Here is a 22,221-nt window from a genome sequence, read left to right as displayed (position 1 = left end):
AGTTTCTTATTCTTCTTCGCCTGTGTTTACCATTTTAGCCAGCACGAAGAAGGTCTTTTTTACGACGATCTTTGAGCCTTCCTTTAATTCCTTTACAGGAGTGATCTCGGTAAAGCCAATATCCGATTCCCCTTTGGCTAAGGGCACCCGTTCAAAGACAATCCCATTAGCATCTTGTTGTTGTACCCGGAAAATATAATCCTGCCCGCCGTTACTAACGATGGCCTCACTTGGCACTGCCGGCACTACAGCTTTTCCGATACTGATAATGGCCGTAACATTCATCCCTTCGATCAGCCCGGCCTTATCACCTAATACCACGGCATGTACGGGGATAGTTTTGGACTGGCTGGCAAAGGCGGTTCCGATAGAATATATCTGCGCGTCGTATTCCTTACCCGCGCTATTGGTCAGGGTAAAATGGATACGCTGTCCGGCTTTAACTTTAGGCAGGTCCTTTTCAAATACGAACAGATCCAAATGCAGTTGCGAGTTGTTCACGATCTGCGCGATGGGCGTTGAGGCATCTACATTAGAACCGATCTGTGCCGATACTTCGCTTACTGTACCGCTAATGGGCGCGCGTACCGGGATGCTGGTTACGATCCGGCCTTTATTGGTAGCGGTCTGGTTAATGCCTAATGCAGACAGTTGCATCTGCTGTGACCGTTTGGAAGATTTTAACGCGTTTAATTCCGCTTCGGCTTTTTGAAGGTTCTTTAGTGGCGCAGCATTGCCGGCCACCAATTCTTTTTGTCGCTCATATTCCTGTTCAGCCAGTTTGAGCTGTGCCTGTGTGGTTTGCGATTGCTGTTGTAACTGTGCTATTTCAGGATTAAGAATAGTGGCGATAACCTGGCCTTTGTTTACATAGTTACCCGGTTGAATGGTCAATGTCCGAATGGTGCCGCTGGTCACAGATGTAACTAGTGCCTTGTTTTGATTAGGCACCGATAACAAGCCGTTGGCTTTGATTGCGGTGGCCAGGTTCTTCATTTCAATCGTGCCAAGTTCAATACCCGCCGTTTTGATCTGGTTAGCGGTAAGGCTTACGGTATTTGTCGCTTTGGGTGCAGCTTCCTCTTTCGTCGCCTCCTTTGGTTTTTCCGGCTGTCCGCAGGAAATAGCGTAAAACGCCACGAAGACAAGGAGCAAGTAGCTATAGTATTTTAGATGCGTTTTCATGGAATATCTTATTTACTGTTATTTGTGTAATAGTTCAATTGAATAGCCGACTGGTTAAACTCGTTCAGCACCTCCAGGTAATTACGCTGGATGTCAATGGCCTGGGTCAGGAATTGCGATAACTCGGCGAAACCGATCTCGCCGGAACGGTAAGAGAGGTTGGCCGCTTTAATGATCGCATCCGCTTGCTTCAGCCCGGTGGAGGTATAATAGTCCAACAGGTCGCTGTTCTTCTGCAAAGTTTCCCTTTCCTGGTTATAGGAGGTACTGAAAGCCAGTTGCTGATCAGTCAATACGCTTTGCTGGTAACTTTTTTCCAGTAAGGCCGCTTTGACCGAGTGCTTATATTGGCTTCGGCCAAACAAGGGAATACCTACGGTAACCGAAAAGCCGGAATACGGCGGGTTCACCCCATACAAGCGCTGCGAAAAGAACCGCCCTTCAAATGACGGCATCTGGCCTTGCCCGGCTACTTTGGCTTCTGCCCCGGCAATATTGACCTGCTGTTGCTGCAATTTCAACAAGGGGTGGGCAACCGTATCCGGCGCGGCACCTTCCAATTGGACTTTTTGTAAAGAAGCACTATCCGGCAAGAAGTTCAACTGCGTATTTAACAGGCGTTTTAACGCTTGCTGCTGGTTATTGATATCCCGCTGGACCAAACGCAATTGCACTGTGGTTTCTTTCGCTTTGGCCTGTGCGGCGATACTGTCAAGCCCGGCATTCTCACCTGTCTTAACCCTTAGTACGGCAGCTTTGGCCAGTGTAGAATATATACTATCGAGTCGCTGCCAAAGGCGCTGTTTACTCTGATAATACCATAGGTTATAGTACGTTCCGGCAATATCTCTTTTGATCTCAGCAATTTGTGATTGTTTGGCAAATTCTGCCGAACGGGTTTGTTCGTCTAATAAAACTTTCCGCGCTTTGTATAAACCCGGCCAGTCCAGGCTTTGAGACACACCGATCTTCAAGATCCCTTTTTGGTCATCCGGGTTGATATCCTCATTCTCTACAAAAACGCCGGTTTTAGGTAAGGTAAAAGCTGTTTTACCCAACTCTTTACGCTGATCGATCTTGAAACCCGATGAACGCAGTTGCAGGTTATTTTGAAGGGCTATCTCATAAGCGCCATTTAAAGTGATTCGATTGGTTGGATTGATTTGCGCAAAAGATGGCATGCTAACACCCAAAACCAATAGAATGATCAAAGCTTTTTTCATTTTACCAGATAAAGGTTTTGTATTTTTAGTAAAGATCAAATAAAGCAATGGCAGCACGATCAAAGTTAACAGGGTCGCTGTCAACAGCCCGCCAATCACAACCGTAGCTAATGGCTTCTGCACTTCGGCACCCGCACTGGACGATACCGCCATCGGCAGGAAACCTAACGAAGCTACAGCGCCGGTCATCAGCACCGGCCGCAATCGGTCTTTAGTGCCCTGGTGGATGCGCTGCAATACATCATCCACGCCATCTTTAGCTAACTGGTTGAATGTGCCAATGAGTACGATACCATTCAGCACCGCCACACCAAACAAGGCGATAAAGCCCACACCTGCCGAAATACTAAACGGCATCCCCCTTAACAATAATGCGAACACACCCCCGATCGCCGACATGGGTATAGCGGTAAAGATAAGTGTAGCCTGTTTAAAGGATTTGAACGTGAAGTAAAGCAGGATAAAAATGAGCAGTAATGCCGCCGGAACGGCGATCATCAGCCTTGCCGAAGCCTGCTGCAAATTCTCGAATGTCCCGCCATAGGTATAATAATAGCCCGTAGGTAAGGGCACTTTGATATTGAGTTTAGCCTGCACTTCTTTGACCACGCTTTCTACATCCCGTCCGCTCACATTAAAGCTGACCACGATGCGCCGCCGTGCATTCTCACGGCTGATTTGCGCAGGTCCGGTTTCGTAAGCCACTGTCGCTACCTGTGATAAAGGGATTTGGTTACCATCCGTTGTCGGGATGAACAAGTCGCTTACATTTTCTATCGCGTTACGGTGGGCCGAATCTAATCTCACTACGAGGTCAAACCGCCGTTCATTTTCATAGATGGAACCCGTAGAGGTTCCTGCAAAAGCCGTGCTAATCACTTGGTTCACGTCTTCGATGTTCAAACCATAGTTAGCCATCCGGGCACGGTCGTATTTAACTGTGATCTGTGGCAGACCGCTAACTCTTTCTACCTGCGGTGCGGTAACGCCTTCAATGGGTTTGATGGCCTGGGCAACTTTTGCTGCCAGCAGGTTTAGCGTATCCAGGTTCTCCCCAAATATCTTTACGGCAACATCCTGTTTCACCCCGGTCATCAATTCATTGAAGCGCATTTGGATCGGCTGGCTGGTTTCTGCTATCACACCTGGCAAATCAGCCAAGGTGGTACGCATATCTTCCGCCAGTTCGTAAAAGCCTTTGCCTGACGGCCATTCCGACTTATCTTTCAGGATCACCATCAGGTCGGATGCTTCAGGCGGCATAGGGTCAGTAGCCACATCGGCGCTACCAGTTTTACCTACCACCATTTTCACTTCCGGGTATTTTTTAAGCATCCTTTCAGCCTGCATAATGGTTTCTACTGTTTGCGTTACTGAAGTTCCTTGCGGCAATACAAATTCGATGGCGTAATCGCCTTCTTCCAATTGCGGGATAAATTCACCACCCATTTTAGAGAAGATAATACCGCTGATGATCAGCAAGGCGATGGCAATCCCTACAACCAGGTATTTAAAACGGATAGCCGCTTTTAATACCGGTTCATACTTGCGTTGCAAAAATCCGATCATCCGGTTAGATAATGTCTTTTTTGGTATGGCATCTTTGGAAAGGAACAATGCGGACATCATCGGGATGTAGGTGAGCGATAACAGCAACGCACCTAAAATGGCGAAACCTACGGTTTGTGCCATTGGACGGAACATCTTACCTTCAATCCCTACCAAGGTTAAGATCGGGATATATACCACCAAAATAATGATCTCACCAAAGGCCGCGCTATTACGGATACGTGACGCAGATTGAAATACCTCCTCGTCCATTTCCGCTTGCGTAAATCGTCCAGTATTTTTTTTGAGTATCAGGTGGTGCATGGTCGCTTCCACGATAATTACCGCGCCGTCCACGATCAATCCGAAATCTATTGCACCCAATGACATCAGGTTAGCTGATACCCCGAACAGGTTCATCAGTGAAAGCGCGAATAACAAGGCTAAAGGGATAGCCGAAGCCACGATCAGGCCCGCACGCCAATTGCCTAAGAACAGCACCAACACGAAGATGACGATCAAGGCTCCTTCTATCAGGTTGCGTTCTACCGTACTGATCGCCCGGTTAATAAGGTTGGTGCGGTCAAGGAATGGCTCAATGATCACATCACCGGGCAAAGACTTTTGCACCAGTTTCATGCGTTCTTTCACCAAACCTACTACCTCGGCGCTATTCGCACCTTTGGTCATCAGCACAATACCACCCACCACCTCCTTTTCGCCATTGTAAGTCATTGCGCCGTAGCGTGGCGGAGAACCTAACTGTATTTTGGCGACGTTTTTAATTAAAATGGGTACACCATTGGCTTGCCTTTTTATGATCGTATTTTCTATATCGGGGATGCCCGACATAAGCCCTACGCCACGGATAAAATAGGCATTGGGTTTTTTATCTATGTAAGCGCCGCCGGTGTTTTGGTTGTTCTTTTGCAATGCCGTAAAAACCTCGGGAATGGTAACATCCATCGCTTTGAGTTTGTCCGGGTCAAGCGCGACCTCGTATTGTTTAGCTACCCCTCCGAAAGCGGTCACTTCAGCTACCCCGGTAATGCCATATAACTGGCGGGTAACGATCCAGTCCTGCATCGTGCGCAGATCCATCGCTGAATATTTGTGTTCGCTGCCCTTTTTGGGGTGCAGGATATATTGGTAGATCTCACCCAAACCAGTTGTTACCGGTGCCATTTCCGGCCTGCCGGTTCCTTTGGGTATTTGCTCCTGTACCTCGTTCAGTTTCTCGGCTATCAGTTGTCGTGCGAAATAAACGTTGACAGATTCTTTAAATACGATAGTGATCACGCTTAGCCCAAAGCGGGACATCGAGCGCATTTCGGTAATATCCGGCAGGTTGGACAAGGAGCGTTCCACCGGGTAGGTAATGAATTGCTCAACTTCCTGCGCTGCTAAAGTGGGTGCTTTGGTAATGACCTGCACCTGGTTATTGGTAATATCGGGTAAAGCATCTACCGGTATCTGTGATGTGCTCCAGATACCCCAGGCAATAAGCGCAAGAGTAAAAAAGCCGATCACCAGTTTATTACGGATGCTGAACCGTATAATGGCATCTAACATAAAATGTAAAATTAATACGATACGAAAAGGCCTCACAAATGAATTGTGGGCAAAAACATTGTAAAAAATCGTATTAAGCTATTTGTGGGGGCTGCCAGATCTTGATCGGTTGTTCCTGAACGGCCAGGCTGCTGTAGTCAGGGTAAACTGGCACTAAAGTTTTAACGAATATGGTTGTTACCTGGTTGGCGGCAACATATCTTGCGGTAGAGCAGCAAGAGCAGGTGCAAAACGGCGGGCAACTTTCCTGGCTTCCTTGTTTATTACATGAACTGCTCCTTTGAACAGTTACATGGGTAGCATTGGCAATCATATCGTCACTGTCCTGGCAGGGAAGCAGAGACAGTAAAGTCATATAGACACTTAATATGAGAGCTAAGTATTTCATTTTCATCAAAGGTAAAGATTCCAAATGATATCTGTTAATCATTCGATGGATTACCCGAACTCAGGGTGTAGTTTAAACTTGCAATTTAGTTTATATTAGGGGGGCGTATCAACAATGACCAGGTCATAATCCAGGTTCGGTATCTCGCCTGTCTTTTTAGGAGCCAGAAGATCCAATTCAGGAAAATCTTTCTTGATATGATAAATACTACCCTTTTAATCTGAGTCGATCAAAGCTTCATGTAACTGATCTTTGAAACAAAGTGCAAGGTTTAACAGCAATGTGCTTTCGCCAACTCCACCCTTCTGCTGGGCTAAGGTGATTATTTTTGCCATGTTATATATTTTGTGCAAATGCAGAAAGCTGTAAATGCAGTTGTGAATATTTGTTCAGCGAAGTTGGGTAATCAGGCTTTACATTTAACCCGATGTAATCCGAGTCGGATTAAAAAAAGTATTTTAAAATCCATTTAACTCATTGACGACAAAGCTCAATTAGGCGTAATCTTAAAGCAGAAAGTTTTTAATATGGCTGTTTGGTACGTGGCTTCGGCATATTTAATCATATTCATCAAATCCCGGTTCCAAATTCGTGACTTCTTTCGAAGCAGAATCCGCTCTGTAAAACTTGGAGCATACCTTCCGCTGTTCTTCCTATTTAAGCCCAATACCGTAATTTAGAAACCTTAACTTTGGCAAGACTTTTTGCAAAGCCCGAATACACATTTATATTTTTTTACAAAGGGAATACTTTAATAACCCTTTTGATTGTCGTATTCCAGTTAATCGCTTTTGTGGATATCCCTGATAAGATTTTCGAATATGTTCATGGCATTACACTGGGGAACTGGATGCCATGCGAGATCGCGATATGAACATAGCTTGTTTAGCAATAATGAAGGAAAAGTAATCTGTAAATAACAGGCTCGATTATAGTCGTTTATTTCCAAATCAGTTACAGTTTAAATTGCTTAATAGCGTAACCACAAAAGTTAAAGTACACTTCTGACAAAAGGCCGTACCAATAAATTATGCTTTGTTTTCCTATATTGTGAATGTTTTTAAAAGTTCCTGATGAATAATTTAAGCACCATTTCTGATGAAGAATTGCTTGCCTTAGTAAAGGCAGGGCATATTTCTGCATTTGGCGTGCTTTATGATCGTTACTGGAACCCCATGTTGGCTAAGGCCTACAGTAGATTAAAAAGCCAGGAAGATGCAGAGGAAGTTATTCAGGAACTTTTTATCAAACTTTGGCGGCGCCGGGACAGAATTGAATTACAATATTCTTTTAAAACTTATCTATACGCCGCGCTACGTTATGAAATACTGGACTTTGTGGCTTCTCAGACTTATCTGAAGAATAATTTATCTGTTGAAGAAGCGGGTATATTTGACTTTGCAGCTGAAAATGATTCCCATTCTTCGCTTGAAATGAAAGAATTTCAAAAGCAGGTTAATCAAATTATAGACAACCTTCCGGAAAAGTGCCGCCTCGTATTTAAAATGAGTCGAAACGATGGCTTTAAGACACAGGAAATCGCCAAAGAGCTCAATATATCCCCAAGAACGGTCGAATCTCAAATAAGTAAAGCCATAAAAGTGCTTCGAGTTGCGCTTAAAAATCTCAATTCCTTCTTTTTTTAGTCTTTTTCGGCAAATTATTAAATAAAATAAATTTCTTTTCATTTCCCGTACGTGTTCGTCGCAAAAAAACAGGCTATACTATTGAGATAACAAAATCGGTAGTAATGATTATTCCAGAACGCGTTAAATATTTAAGCCTGAAATGGAAAAAAGGTAGTTTAACCGAATTAGAAAAGGTTGAATTAAATAATTGGTATAATCAACCGCTTCCTGAATCTATCGAGATGAATGGCGAAGGTGATCAACAGGTAAAAGGATTGCTATTTCAAAAGATCAGGAATGAACTTGGAGATCTAGATCATCAAGAAATTAGACGTTTGCCTTTATGGATGAAGATAGCGGCTTCTGTCACATTGTTCCTTGGACTATCCCTGCTGACTTACCAGTATTTTTATACAGCATCAAATATACCTGCAAAACAATTCGTTGTCACTACCAGCGCCATCAAGAGAATAATTCTGCCTGATAGCAGTATCGTATGGGTTAAAGGAAATAGTAAACTTATTTATCCTGCTGTGTTTGGGAAACATCATAGAGAGGTTACGCTTATAGGCGAAGCTCTTTTTGAGATCAAGCATGATGAGAAGCATCCGTTTATTGTAAAAGCAGGCCAATACGAAACAACGGTATTAGGTACCAGTTTTAATCTCAAATCTGATGCAAACGGCCAGGAATTCGACCTTGCCGTACTAACGGGGAAAGTTGGTGTGGTGAGGAGAATACCGGGTAATGAGGCTAAAGTAATATTTGTTTCCGCAAATCAAACTTTTAAAATGATGTCCGGTAAAACTGAAGCCATACCTATGGAAGGGATAAAAGGTATTATTCCATTGGTAACAGCCGGCACTCAATATAACATGACTTTTGACAAAACCCCATTTGAAGAGATCATGCATCGCTTCGAGCAAAAGTTCGATGTACACTTTGAAGGTTACACCGGCGAATATAAATCATGTAAAGTTACAGCAGACCTGACAGATCAATCACTTGAACAGTCTCTTAAGATCCTTTGCAGTTCCATTAATGCCATTTATAAAGTACACGATAACAAAATTCAATTAACAGGCGGAGGCTGTTTTGATGAATAAATAATATACATAAAAACAAAACGGAGGTGCTGCGAACACCCCCGTCCATTGGTTCCTAATTTTTTTATTTCTCAAAAATCAAACCTATCAAATGTATAAAAAAGATTTGATATGGCTCTTTATTGCCATATTTCTCCGTGTAAAAAATCTAATGCAAATAAGTATCCGGGCATTCAATATCAGGTATTTACGCAAAAGCTCATTTGCAGCTATCTGCTTAATTGTATCGCTGTTCACGATTGCAAAAACATCTTCAGCTCAAAGTACCGCAGACAAAACAGTCAGCATTTCATTCAATAATGTATCTCTCGAAAATGGAATTAAGCAGCTCGAGAAGCAGAGCAGCATTAAATTCGTTTATAATGATAAACTGCTCGATAAAAAGATAACACTGAATCGATCATTTCAAGATCAGCGTCTCTCTGCTATACTGAATTGGCTGAATGATCAGTTTGGAATTAATTATGAAGTAATTGGCGATCAATATATTGTTTTAAAAAGCAACGGACCCGCGATAGCCCCGCTTAAAACAATTCCGTTAAATCGGCCTTCAGAAACCGGGTTTGTACAAATGGGAGTGGTTAAGGATGAAAAAGGCGAAACGATGCCCGGTGTAAGTATCAGGCTTAGTAACGCCACCAACGCGGTGCAAACCGATAGCAAAGGCAATTTTGCTATCGGTATCCCTAATGATGAAACCGTTTTGGTCTTTACCTTCATTGGTTACAAGAAAGCGGAACGAAAAGCAACAAGAGATCAGGATATGGTATTCCTATTGGAGCCAGATCCCGGCAAACTTGATGAGGTTCAGGTCATTGGTTATGGTACGTCCACCAAGCGTACGAGTACCGGCTCACAAGTTCAAATATCAGCGAAGGACCTGATCAATACACCTGCGACTAACCCCGCCTCGGCCATACAAGGCCGGATGGCCGGTGTATACGTTACGCAGGCGAACGGTTTGCCGGGCAGCCCCATGCAGTTTACCATCAGGGGAACCAACTCCATTGCTGGTGGCAACAACCCACTGTTTATAGTAGACGGTGTACCTTACCTCGCTGATGCCATTACTTCAATAGATGCGGCGAACGGGCCAACAAGTCCGCTCAATAGTATCAATCCTGCCGATATTGAAAATATAACCGTATTGAAGGACGCTGATGCCACTGCCATTTACGGTTCACGCGGTGCGAACGGCGTAGTGCTCATCACTACCAAAAAAGGCAAGCAGGGTAATCTCCAGTTGGATGGAATGGTCAAACATGGCGTTTCAAAAGTTAATCATTATGTGCAAACGCTGTCTACGCCCGAGTATCTTGCGATCAGGCAGAAGGCCTATCAAAATACAGGCATTGATCCGCTTGATGATGCCGCTTTGGATTTAACGCTTTGGGATCAAAAAGCCTATACCAATTTTCAGAAACTCCTGATCGGTAATACGGCGAACACTACAGATGCCAATCTTGCTTTGAGCGGCGGTGATGCGAATACGAATTTCCGTATCAGCGGCACCCATCACCGTGAGGGAAACGTTTTTATTGGCGACCAGGGTTATAAGCGTAGTTCCCTGAATTTCAATCTCGGGCATAAATCTTCCAATCAAAAATTTGAAGTCAATTTATCTACTATTTACAGTAGCGACGAAAATAACATTACGGTGCTCGATCAAACTTCTGCAGCGTATTACCTTCCTCCCAATTACCCGCTGTACAATCCTGATGGCAGCTTGTACTGGAGTGGTGTTTCGTTTGGCGTTCCGCGCAATCCTTTAGGCCAACTTAACGAGCTGCAATCTAATAAAGGCAGTACACTTATCAGCAATATGATGCTTACCTATCATATCGCGAATGGGCTGGCATTTAAAAGTTCTTTTGGCTTCAGCCGCTCGGATATGGATCAAAAGCGCTTAACGCCAATGTCGTCGATGGACCCAGGCGTAAGCTTCAACAAGTCCCGCAGTTTGTTTTCTTACAATGTAAGCAACAACTACATTGTTGAACCGCAATTGACCTACAGTAAAAAAATTGCAAAGGGCGAATTAAACGCTTTGCTGGGCGGCACCTGGCAATATCAAAGCACGCGTACGCCTTTTTATACACTTGCCTCTGATTTTCCTTCGGATGATCTGCTGGAAAATTTAAGCTCGGCTCAGAATGTAACGACCAGCAGCACATCCAGCCAATACAAATACCTGTCTTTTTTCGCGCGGGTAAATTACAATTGGGAGCGGAAATACATTGTTAACCTTAACTTCAGAAGAGACGGGTCATCCCGTTTCGGGCCTGATTCCCGTTATGGAAACTTTGGTTCTGCGGGTGCTGCGTGGGTGTTTACCGAAGAGAAATTTGCGAAGGCCCTGCCAATTATCAGCTTTGGCAAATTACGGGCCAGCTATGGCATTGTTGGTAGCGATCAAATTGGCGACTATCAATTCCTGGATTCTTACAGCTCAGTACCCTATGTGTACAACGGTGCTACCGGGCTGGTGCCTACCCGAATTGCCAACCCAACCTATAAGTGGGAACAAACTAAAAAGTTTGAAGCAGCAATCGACCTATCGATTTTAAAAGACAAAATATCTGTATCCGCAGCATTTTACAGGAACCGCACAGGTAATCAGTTAGTGTCTTATCCGCTTAGTATCCAGTCGGGCTTCACCAGCTACCAGGCAAATATGCCTGCAGAAGTGGAAAATAAAGGATGGGAATTTACCCTGAGTTCTCAAAACATCAAAACCGCTGCCTTCCAGTGGTCCAGTACTTTCAATATATCGTTCAATCAAAACAAGTTACTGTCTTTCCCCAATATACAGAATACCTCTTATTATTCTAGATACCTGGTAGGGAAGCCACTTAGCAGCGCATACGTATTTCAATACACAGGTTTCAATCCTCAAACCGGCCTGCCAACGTTTGCTGAACTAAACGGGAATACCAGCCTGAACTTTGGTTTCTCTGAAACCGGCCGCGGCGACCGTTATTACGCAGGCTCCCTGCAGCCTAAGTATTATGGTGGCCTAACCAATACGTTGGTGTATAAGAACATCACGCTTGATTTCCTTTTCCAGTTTGTTAAGCAAAGAGGCCTGTCGATCTTATCGCAGTCGTTTTATCCGCCAGGTATGATGTATAACGGGGCCTCAAAACCTATTTTACAATACATCAATGCCGGGCTGCCGGGTCAGCCGCAGATCACCAATACTTATGATGATGCATATTTCGCCTATTCCAACTACACGGCATCTGATGCTGTTTTTACGGATGCATCATTCATCAGGTTGAAGAATATCAATGTAGCCTATGATTTTACAGGCAACTGGTTAAAAAAGGCTGGCCTGCAAAAACTGAGGCTTCAGGTGCAAGCGCAAAATATGTTCACGATAACCAACTACCTTGGTTTTGACCCGGAATCTCAAGGCCTTAACCTTCCGCCATTAAGAACTATTGTCGGCGTTGTCCAATTTACCTTTTAATCCAACTGCAATGATTAGTATGTCAAAACTTATTAAAACTGCCGTGCTGGCCTCGTTTATATTGGTGGTATCCGGCTGTAAAAAATTACTGGATATAGATCCTCCTAAAAATGAGCTTCCCTCAGCGGTCATATTTAACTCGGCAGAAACAGCAAGGGGCGCGCTTTCGGGTGCCTACAGTCAACTTTCGGGCTCACAAACCTATAGTGTAAACTTAACCCTTGCCGATGCCCTGGCAGCAGATGAGCTTCGTGCACTTTCCAGTTCTCCACGATTTGCTTTATTACAAAATAACACCTACGAAGCGCAAAACAGCAGCTACATCTCAGACATTTGGGGAGATACTTATACGTCTATTTATAGCTTTAACAGTATCATAGAGCGCTTAACTAACAATACTGTTATAAGTGAGCCCATTGCCCGGCAAATGCGCTCGGAGGCTTTAGCCATGAGGGCATATTGCTACTTGCAGTTAGTACGTCATTTTGGTGAGGTTCCGTTGGTAATTACCACTAATGTGAATGTTTCTGCACTATTACCCAAGAGTTCTGTTACCGATGTGTATAATCAAATCATACAGGATCTGACCGAAGCCAAAGCAGGACTAAGTGTTGCCTATGCAACAAATGCCGGTGTAAGCGGCCGCTCACAGGTCAACCAAAGTGTGGCTGCAGCTTTATTGGCACAGGCCTACCTCGCTACCGGAAACTGGCAGGGGGCAATTACTAACGCGACCGAAGTAATTAACCATACTGATTTGTACGAGTTATTGCCAGGCAACCGGTTAACCGATGTGTTTTTGGCCGGATCGAGGGAGGCTATCCTACAATTAGGACCAGCCCTGAATGCAACATCTGGTTATACCAATGAAGGGCAGGAGTTTGTGAGCAACGACTTTACGTTTGCCCTTCCTTATACGTTAACCAATGGTTTACTAAATTCTTTTGAGTCCAATGACCTGCGGCGCTCTGCCTGGGTGCGCGCGGTATCACTGGATGGGGTTGACGCATCGGAGCCTTACAAGTATCAAAATTCTGATAACGATGATGCTGTTGCATCCGGCAGGAATGAGGCGCCAACCATAATCCGGTTGGCCGAAATATACCTCATCAGGGCCGAAGCTAATGCGGCACTTGCCAATACAGCGGCAACTTTGGCTGATTTAAATATCATCAGAGGCAGGGCTGGTTTGCAACCGCTCTCAGCGGGGGTAAACTTGAGTTTAGCTGTAGAACAGGAACGCCGGGTGGAGCTATTTTGCGAACATGGCGACCGCTGGCTGAGCCTGAAAAGGACAGGTAGGGTTAACGCCGTTATTGGCGCACTTAAACCGACCTGGCAACCGCGTGCCCAATTATACCCAATTCCGCAAACGGCAATTGATGCTAACCCTAATCTTACACAAAACCAGGGATACAGGTAGAAAAATAACAAGTGGTATCCCGGCCTATAAGCACCGGGATACCACTTTCAAAACTCAAAATTTATGGAAAACAATATTGTGCGTCTAACGGGGCTCTCGCACCGGTATGGGGCTTCATGGGCTATCAGGGACATTAGCTTCGAAATTAGTGAACATGGGGTGCTTGGACTATTGGGTTCCAATGGTGCCGGCAAGTCAACTACAATGAACATTATGTGCGGTGTGCTTAACCAAGTGGAAGGCGTAGTGGAGGTAGGCGGATTCAATATGCAGCATCACCCTATTGCTGCTAAAAAACTGATCGGTTTCCTGCCCCAAAACGCGCCGCTGTACATGGAACTTACGGTCAAGGAATATCTTACCCAGTGCGCTCACTTAAGACTGATCGATAAAAAAGATGTTCCTTATGCTGTGGATAAAGCTATGGCGAAATGCGGTGTTACCCATTTTCACAACCGGCTTATTTCCAATTTATCAGGCGGGTACAAACAGCGGGTGGGCATTGCGCAAGCTATTATTCACGAGCCCAAACTGGTTGTGCTTGACGAACCTACGAATGGGCTCGATCCCAACCAGATCACCGAGGTACGAAAACTGATCAAAACCATCGGTGAAGAGAAATCGGTTATTTTTTCATCCCATATTCTTTCAGAGATACAGGCTACCTGCAGCCATGTAAAAATGATTGAGAACGGTAAAATGGTTTTTGCAGACAGCATGGATGCGTTTAACAACTACATTGAGCCAGACAGTTTAATTATGTCGCTGTTAAACCCGCCGCCGGTTACATTACTGGAACAGCTGGAAGAAGTGAAAAGTGTAGAAGTAATCAGTGATCAGAAATTCCGCATCCACTTTTCGGGCGGGCCCGAAATAAGTGAACGCCTGATACAGCGTGGTATCGAACAAAATTGGAAGATGCGTGAAATCACCCTCGAAAAAAGTTCGCTTGAGCAAGTTTTTGCCCAATTATCAAACAAATCACCTCAAAACTAAACATGAAAAATATTTTAAGGATCGCCCGCATCGAGCTTAGTCTTTTATTCTATTCGCCGGTAGCCTGGATCATACTGCTGGTGTTCATTATCCAGTCGGGCTGGGTGTACATGTCGCTGATGGAACGCCAGGAACAGGCTCAGCAAATGGGCATGTCGTTTAATGGTCTTACCGAGTCGCTTTTTGCTGGTTTCAGGGGCTTGTTCCCTGCCGTAAAAGAGTATTTGTACCTTTATATTCCCTTGCTTACCATGGGCCTCATCAGCCGCGAAACACAAAGCGGCTCCATCAAACTATTATATTCATCTCCCATCAGGGTATTTGATATCGTTGCCGGAAAGTATCTGGCTATGATCACCTATTGCTTACTTTTAATGAGCGTCTTATCAGGGTTGGGCGTATTATCAATTTTCACGATCAAAGATGTCGATCTCACCTTCATTATTTCAGGAATCGTTGGGCTTTATCTGCTGGTTTGTGCATACTCGGCGGTAGGGCTATTTATGTCGAGCTTGACCAGCTACCAGGTTGTAGCTGCTATCAGCACGCTGGTGGTGCTGGCTATTTTAAACTTTATCGGCGACCTATGGCAGAACGTGGCCTTTGTTCGTGACATTACCTATTTCCTGTCCATATCGGGCAGAGCGGAAGAATCTATTGCAGGTCTGTTAGGGAGTAATGATATCCTGTATTTCCTGATCGTTATGGTGATGTTCATCGGACTAACCTTTTTAAAGCTCCAGTTTGAACGCCGAACTATCACGCTGTCGCGCAAAGTGGCCGGCTACGCCGGGTTGATCTCCTTGATGCTGATCATCGGTTATGTGAGCTCATTGCCTCAATTTATTCTATATGCTGATATGACGGTTAATCAGAATCGTACGTTAACAAAACCGAGCAGGGATGTAATAGCCAAAATGGACGAACCAGTGGTAATGACCACCTATGTAAACCTTTTAGATGAAAACTATTTTTTCGGTTTACCCAGCAATCAAAACAATGACAAAAAAGCATTCGATAAGTATTTCCGCTTTATGCCTTACATGCGCATGGAATATGTTTGTTACTGGGACCACTCAGAAAACGAGCGTCTTTACAAGGAAAATCCGGGATTAACCGACGAACAATTGGCCAAAAAAATAGCAAAGATCAATGACATGGATTTTGATGAGTTTTTGCGGCCCGAACAAATAAAAAAGATCATTGATCTTAAACCTGAACGAAACAGAATAGTACGTACGCTAACTTACAAAGATAAAAAAGTGTTTTTGCGGATGTTCGATGATCTGGTGAAATATCCTTCCGAAAAAGAGATTTCTGCCGCTCTGAAAAAGTTAGTGTTTAGGTCACCCAGGGTAGGTTTTGTAAGCGGCCACCGCGAACGCAATATCACCAAAACAGGTGATAGTGATTATGAAGTTTCCACTAATGAAATAGCCTTCCGCTACTCCCTACTCAATCAAGGGTTCGATATCCGCTCAGTAAAAATTGATGATCCTGATTTAAAAAAGTTAGTGGATATATTGGTTATCGCCGACCCGTTAACAGCCTACACTGCAGCTGAACTGGAAAAACTAAAGCTGTATATAGCTGAAGGTGGTAACCTGCTTATTGCAGGCGAGCCAGGCAGCCAAACCGTTTTAGACCCTATTTTAAAATTAGTTGGTGCAGAATTCGGCGAAGGCATGCTGGTGCAAAAGAGCCAGAACTTTGAACCATCATTTGTTTTAAGTGGTTTAGCTACCAAAAACTGGCTCAAAATTGCCGGTACTGCCGATTATTTAAAACATGACAGCGCCTTTGTGACTACTCCTACCGCAAGCTATTTAAAAGTAGTACCCAATACGCCTTTTGTAAGCTTACCCATTTTGGTATCACAAGCGGCCAATACCTGGCTGATACCGGGTCTGCAGGTAGACAGGACCAAGGATTTCAATGATATTCGGAAAAATGAAGATAAGAAATCATATCCTGTAGCATTAGCTCTTAAACGAAAAGTACAAACTGGCGAACAGCGTGTATTTGTTATTGCGGATGCTGATTTTATGAACAATGCCGAATTAAGACGTACTAATCCCCGCTCAATCAACTTTAGCTTCATGACCGATTTATTTAAATGGTTCAGTAACGGCGAGTTCCCTATTGATACTACCCGCCCCGAAAGCCATGATGATCAAATTATGATGAACAGCAATCAGCTGAAATGGATAAGATGGGCCTGGTTAGGGATATTACCCCTCATCATTGGTGTAAGTGTATCATCCGTATTGATTGTAAGAAAAAGACGCTAATATTTTATGAAAAAACTAATAGGCGTAATGGCCATGATGGCCTTAACCATGTTATCGACCAACCTGCTATTCGGTCAGGATGCCGCATTAAAAAACGATCCGGACGTAACCACAGGAAAGCTAAAAAATGGCTTTCAATATTTTATAAAGCATAACCAGGAACCTAAAGGCAGGGCTACCATTTTTTTGGCTAACAAAGTGGGTTCCATTTTAGAAACAGATCAGGAACAGGGCATTGCTCATTTTATTGAGCACATGAACTTTAACGGAACCAAACATTTCCCCAAAAATGAATTGATCAGCTACCTGGAACGTTCAGGTGTGAAATTTGGCGCCGACCTGAATGCCTTTACTTCATTTGATGAAACCGTGTATCAACTGCCGCTGCCTACCGATGATGCCACGCTTTGGCAAAAAGGTTTACTGATTATGCGGGACTGGGCAGCGGATGCTACATTGAGCGAAACAGATTTTCAGCAGGAAAGAGGCGTGATCAGGGAAGAGAAAAGGCTCAGGAATACGGCTTCGGGAAGAGTTGGTGAGTTGTACCGGCCTTTGCTGTATAATTACTCGAGGTATGCCAACCGCATGCCCATCGGTAAGGACAAGGTAATTGATAGTGCAAGCGTAGATGTTGCCCGCACTTTTTATAAAAAATGGTACCGCCCGGATTTACAGGCACTCATCATAGTGGGCGATATTGATGTTGTTAAAGTTGAAAAGCAGATCACCGCATTGTTTTCAGATCTTAAGCTATCTCCAAAGCCGGTCGTACGTCCGCGCTATCCGATCGCGCTTCGTGATTCATCATCATTCTTAAAAGTAACCGATCCGGAATTGGAGCAATATGTTATTCAATACTATTATAAAGCTGTTGCAACCCCATTACGTACCGAGCACGATTTCGAGCTTCAGCTCGTCCGGCAATTAACCAATGCTTTATACGCCAACAGGCTGCGTGAATTAATGAGTAATAGTAAAATGCCTTACTTAGGTGCGAGAGCCCAGGTCGGTGGACTTGTGGGAAACCTTGATGCATTAACTTTGAGTGTTTCGCTCAATCCCGAACTAATTAAACCAGGTTTTCAAGCTTTTTGGCTGGAGATGGAAAGGATAAAGCGGTTTGGATTTACGGCAGAAGAGGTGCAGGCAGCGAAAAGCAGACTAAGCCGTGCAATGGAACTGGCCGTTTCCGAAAAAAATAAAACCAAATCTGCGGACTATGCTGATGATTACCTCCAATACTTTACGAAAGGTGATGCGTATTTAAGCGTAGCGGAAAGAGATCAGCTGGTTAAACGCTTTATAGGCCAGATTACCCAAGCCGATTTGAAAACCTATTTATCCAAATTTTTAAATAGTGCCGATAGAACTATAATTGTACTTGGTCCCGAAAAAAGCAAAGGCAACTTACCGGACAAAAGCCGAATAGCTGAATGGGAAACAGCAGCAGTTGCACAACCAATTATTGCCTTTAAATCGGAAGCCACAGGCCAAACGCTGCTGGTAAAGCAACCCGAGCCCGGCAAAATTTTAAAAGAAGAAAAAATAGAAAAGTTGGGTCTGTTGCATTGGCAGCTATCTAACGGGATGAATGTTTACGTAAAACCCACCGTTTTTAAAAATGACGAAGTGCTTTTTACCGGGTTTAGCAAAGGCGGGACATCGCTCTACAACCTGGCTGATTTTTATTCGGCAAAAAGCGCAGCGGCCATCATAGCAAGCAGCGGCCTGGGGCGGTTTACATCAAACCAGTTCAATGGCTTTTTAAATACCAAAGCCCTGCAGGTGAAACCTTATATTGAAGATCGCTCGGAAGGTATCTCTGGAGCAAGCTCAACCAAAGACCTCCGTATAGCACTTGAAGTGGTGCATGCTTACATGAGCGAACCCAGGTTGGACACAGCCCGCTTTAGCCTGATCATGCAACAATCAAAGGCAGCTTTTAGAAACCGGACAAGCAATCCGGACCGTGATTTTTCGGACACGATAACCAAAGTGCTTGGTGGCAATCATCCCCGCCGGCAGCCGACGACCATAGCTGATTTGGATAAGATTGACTCTGCAAAAGTACATGCTATTTTTAGGGAACGTTTTAAAGACGCATCAAACTTCAATTTTGTATTTACCGGCAATGTGCAAACTGATTCTTTAAGATTATGGGTTGAACATTATTTGGCTTCATTGCCCGGCAATGGTACCAAAGAGGTGGCAAGGGATTTGAATATTCGTGTTCCGGAGGGCCGGATACGAAAAGACCTGATGGAAGGTAAAGGTGATAAGGCCAGCGTCCAACTGGTATTAAGCGGTAAATATGATTTTAATAGTAAGAATAATCTATACCTGGATCTGCTGAAATCTGCGCTGAACTTCAGATTGACAGAACGACTGCGTGAAAAAGAAGGAGGTGTATACTCCCCTGCGGTTTATGTTACCAAAGCTAAAGAACCTATCGGCTTTTACGCGCTGATGATAACCTTTGATTGTGACCCCGGTAAAATGGATAAATTAATTAAAGCAACCCAAGAGGAAATATTCTTGCTTGCCAAAAACGGTGTTAGCCAGGACGACCTGAACAAATTTAAAGCAGAACAGTCAAGGGAAGATGAACTTGCCTTAAGAAGCAATGATTTTTGGTTAGGCTATTTGCAGGAGCAACTGGAGAATAATGAGCCGTTATCAACCGTATTAAATAATGGCACATTGATAAAACTACTTGGTAGTAAAGAAAGTGTTGGCTACAGCCAGAGGTTCTTAAATGAACATAACGAGATTATTTTTACGCTTAGACCTAAAATTAATTAATGACTGGTTACACTGAATACCCGCTGGGCAAATCATCAAAGTCTTCATACGTTCTTTAAGATCATAATAGTTAGTTAAAGGCATCTTGTGAAGCGGGTGCCTTTAATTTAGGTTACATGAGTGGTTAATGGTGATCTTAAAAAATGACGGTTTAGCGTTCCCCTATGATATGAGGTGATTGGTTGATAGGGTCAATGAATGAACGCTGAACCATACAGAAAGCAAGTCCGAATGCAATGAATTTATGTGTCCGGCTATCGCCTCGGTCTTTTCTTCCTGGGCAGGGATGATAAAATTACTGCCGGCGATTGCTTGTTGTCAGCAAAGCGGATTGCGATGGTGCGACTGTCTATTGTTGCGCCATCCATGGCGGCTATAGCGCGTTCTGCTCCGAATTGATCAGCCATAAAAATAAAAACCATAGCCTTTACTGGCATGAGTAACTTGATCGGTGACAATCGTCACTTTGGCAACCGCTCCGTATAAGCTGAACATCTCTACTAATTCTACTTCCTCCAGGTCTTTCGGGAAGCCAACGATAAACAACTTTTCCATACCATAATTTAAAAAAGTATTTCGAGCGACCCAGCCCACTTCAACAATAGTTGCGCCGTGTTTAATTTAATAACCCTTTTCAGAATGCCCGTCAATATATTTTTTGGCAAAATCATTCCGATAAATTTCTCCAAGTGGAATTTCCGTTGCTCCTATATATACAGCATGGTTATCAAACGAGGAAACCTGTTCCATATTTACCAAAAACGATTTGCTAACTCTAAAAAATAAACCCTGCGGAATTTTTTGATGAATTGTTTTTAAATTCATTGCGGTAATTAACTTTTGATTATGTGTAAAGATGACCACATAATCTTTCAGCCCTTCAATGTAAAGGATATCCGTGAAGTTAAGCTTATAGGTCCTACGTTCCGATTTGATAAAGAAATATTCGTTGGTATTATCTTCTACGACATCTTTTGTAGTATCATCAGCTAACATCTTGCAGTACAACTCCGCTTTACGGATCGCTTTCTCCAGGCGAGCCTTATCAATGGGTTTCAATAAATAGTCGATCGCGTCAAGTTCGTAACTTCTCAGCGCATACTGTGGAAAGGCCGTTGTAAAGATGGTGAGGGATTTTCCGGGGAGGCTGGCTGCGAAATCAATACCGTTTAGTCCCGGCATTTCAATATCCAGAAAAAGGAGGTCGACTTCGTTTGCACGCATGTATTCCATCGCTGCAAATGCATTGGAAAATTTCTTTAACACCTCAACTGATGAAACCTCTTTGATCAGGACTTCCATTTCGTTTCTGGCTAACGGTTCGTCATCTATAATGATACAATTCATAAGGGTATCGTTAAATCTACAAAATATGCTTTATTGGTTGAAAAGGTATTCAGCATAAAATTTTCCTGATATAAAAGCTCCAGCCGTCTTTTAATGTTAGGCAAGCCAAGCCCGCTATTTTTACGATCACCAGTCCAAATATCCGCCGCCCTGGAATTGACACACCTGAAGTTAAGACTTTCCTCGCTAACCGAGATATTTAAACGAATATATTCCGGCATTTCTGCTATATCCACGCTGTATTTGATGGCATTTTCCAGGAATGTTGTAAAAAGGTTGGGTGGCAGAAAAATTGTTTTCAGGCGCTCCGGGTGGATGGCAACTTCCATGGTGATAGTCAACTTATCCCGTCGGATATTTTCCAATTCTGCCAGATTAGAAAGAAAGTCAAGTTCTGATTTCAGCGATGTTTTTTGGTCTCCGTTTTCATAAAGCTGGTATCGCAGGAACTCGGATAGTTTCATAATGACCATGGTGGCTTTTTCCGGATCAATACGGATCAGGGCCTTTACATTATTCAACATGTTAAACAGGAAATGCGGATTGATCTGGTTTTTCAATTCATTAAGCTCCATGCTCAAAGTCAGGTTCTTCAACTCTGTCATCCGCTTATGATCTTTAATCCATCTGACAAAAAGTTTCATACTGGTCGTCACCAAAATAATGGCCGCGGATACAAGTGTACCGGCATAAAAACCCATATCATCTTTATTTTTTGCAGTTACTACGGGATCATCAAAGAATTTATTCATCACTAAGGAAATAAAGCACAGTCCGGTAATAACCATGACAATCAGTAATAACAAATACAGCACATACTTAGCCTTAAAAAAGAATTTGGGAATAAGCACATACATGTTGATGTAAAACATGGCCAGAAAACCCAGGTAAACAGACATCATCCTGCCGCACCTGGCCAGTCCACTATAATCATTCAATCTTTTTGAACCCAATACAAAAAGCAAAAGCCCGATTATAAACACGGTATGCCTGACAAGGCGATAGCGCTTATCGATCAGAATATAAATGATCTGCTCATTATTTGATGTTTCAGCGTATTCCTTCATGTATTCTATTATTTGAATTCAAAATTAGGCTATTGCAGTTTAGGTATATCCGAAATTATACTAAGGCACTGTTTTTTTATACCAAAAATTCTTCAATACCGGGTTCTTGTATAAAAAACACGGGGTTTTGTATAAAAACAAAATCCCGCTTTGTTATAGTGCCTTTCTTT

The 22,221-nt window shown here is 43.5% G+C and carries 13 protein-coding genes; 8 read left to right on the top strand and 5 right to left on the bottom strand.

The window, feature by feature from the left end; genetic code table 11:
* Positions 1-6: 6 nt before the first annotated feature.
* The 3 genes from A0256_14240 to A0256_14230 form a co-directional block, all read right to left on the bottom strand.
* Complete coding sequence (locus A0256_14240) at positions 7-1,155, bottom strand: hypothetical protein (GenBank protein ID AMR34553.1); 1,149 nt, start codon at positions 1,153-1,155, stop codon at positions 7-9.
* A gap of 38 nt (positions 1,156-1,193) precedes the next feature.
* Complete coding sequence (locus tag A0256_14235) at positions 1,194-5,528, bottom strand: acriflavine resistance protein B (GenBank protein AMR32501.1); 4,335 nt, start codon at positions 5,526-5,528, stop codon at positions 1,194-1,196.
* Positions 5,529-5,601: 73 nt separating this feature from the next.
* Positions 5,602-5,841, bottom strand: coding sequence for a hypothetical protein (locus A0256_14230; GenBank protein ID AMR32500.1), 240 nt, complete (start codon positions 5,839-5,841; stop codon positions 5,602-5,604).
* Positions 5,842-6,607: 766 nt separating this feature from the next.
* On the opposite strand from A0256_14230, the gene A0256_14225 reads away from it, so the two are divergent.
* From A0256_14225 to A0256_14190, 8 genes are all read left to right on the top strand, one after another.
* A complete protein-coding gene (locus A0256_14225; GenBank protein ID AMR32499.1) occupies positions 6,608-6,790 on the top strand; it encodes a hypothetical protein in 183 nt (60 codons plus the stop codon).
* A gap of 199 nt (positions 6,791-6,989) precedes the next feature.
* Positions 6,990-7,562, top strand: a complete 573-nt coding sequence (locus A0256_14220) for a hypothetical protein (GenBank protein AMR32498.1) — start codon at positions 6,990-6,992, stop codon at positions 7,560-7,562.
* 104 nt (positions 7,563-7,666) lie between these two features.
* Positions 7,667-8,650 (top strand): hypothetical protein, encoded by a 984-nt coding sequence (locus A0256_14215; protein AMR32497.1) that lies wholly within the window; start codon positions 7,667-7,669, stop codon positions 8,648-8,650.
* Positions 8,651-8,741: 91 nt separating this feature from the next.
* The gene (locus A0256_14210; protein AMR32496.1) at positions 8,742-12,122 is read left to right on the top strand and encodes a hypothetical protein; all 3,381 of its coding nucleotides are present in this window, start codon (positions 8,742-8,744) and stop codon (positions 12,120-12,122) included.
* Positions 12,123-12,141: 19 nt separating this feature from the next.
* Positions 12,142-13,545, top strand: a complete 1,404-nt coding sequence (locus tag A0256_14205) for a hypothetical protein (GenBank protein AMR32495.1) — start codon at positions 12,142-12,144, stop codon at positions 13,543-13,545.
* Between the two features lie 63 nt (positions 13,546-13,608).
* Positions 13,609-14,541, top strand: a complete 933-nt coding sequence (locus A0256_14200) for a multidrug ABC transporter ATP-binding protein (protein ID AMR32494.1) — start codon at positions 13,609-13,611, stop codon at positions 14,539-14,541.
* Positions 14,542-14,543: 2 nt separating this feature from the next.
* Positions 14,544-16,832, top strand: coding sequence for a hypothetical protein (locus tag A0256_14195; protein AMR32493.1), 2,289 nt, complete (start codon positions 14,544-14,546; stop codon positions 16,830-16,832).
* A 6-nt stretch (positions 16,833-16,838) separates the two neighbouring features.
* The gene (locus A0256_14190) at positions 16,839-19,637 is read left to right on the top strand and encodes a hypothetical protein (protein ID AMR32492.1); all 2,799 of its coding nucleotides are present in this window, start codon (positions 16,839-16,841) and stop codon (positions 19,635-19,637) included.
* 621 nt (positions 19,638-20,258) lie between these two features.
* On the opposite strand, the gene A0256_14185 is transcribed toward A0256_14190, so the two are convergent.
* Both A0256_14185 and A0256_14180 read right to left on the bottom strand, forming a co-directional pair.
* On the bottom strand, positions 20,259-20,984 hold the full coding sequence (locus A0256_14185; GenBank protein AMR32491.1) for a DNA-binding response regulator: 726 nt from the start codon (positions 20,982-20,984) through the stop codon (positions 20,259-20,261).
* On the bottom strand, positions 20,981-22,051 hold the full coding sequence (locus A0256_14180) for a histidine kinase (protein AMR32490.1): 1,071 nt from the start codon (positions 22,049-22,051) through the stop codon (positions 20,981-20,983). Before A0256_14180 ends, A0256_14185 begins: the two co-directional genes overlap by 4 nt.
* Positions 22,052-22,221: the final 170 nt, after the last annotated feature.

Origin of the sequence: Mucilaginibacter sp. PAMC 26640 (assembly GCA_001596135.1) — a bacterium.
GTDB lineage: Bacteria > Bacteroidota > Bacteroidia > Sphingobacteriales > Sphingobacteriaceae > Mucilaginibacter.
Note: the sequence above shows the minus strand (reverse complement) of the source record. Positions and strands in the feature narration are given on the sequence as shown.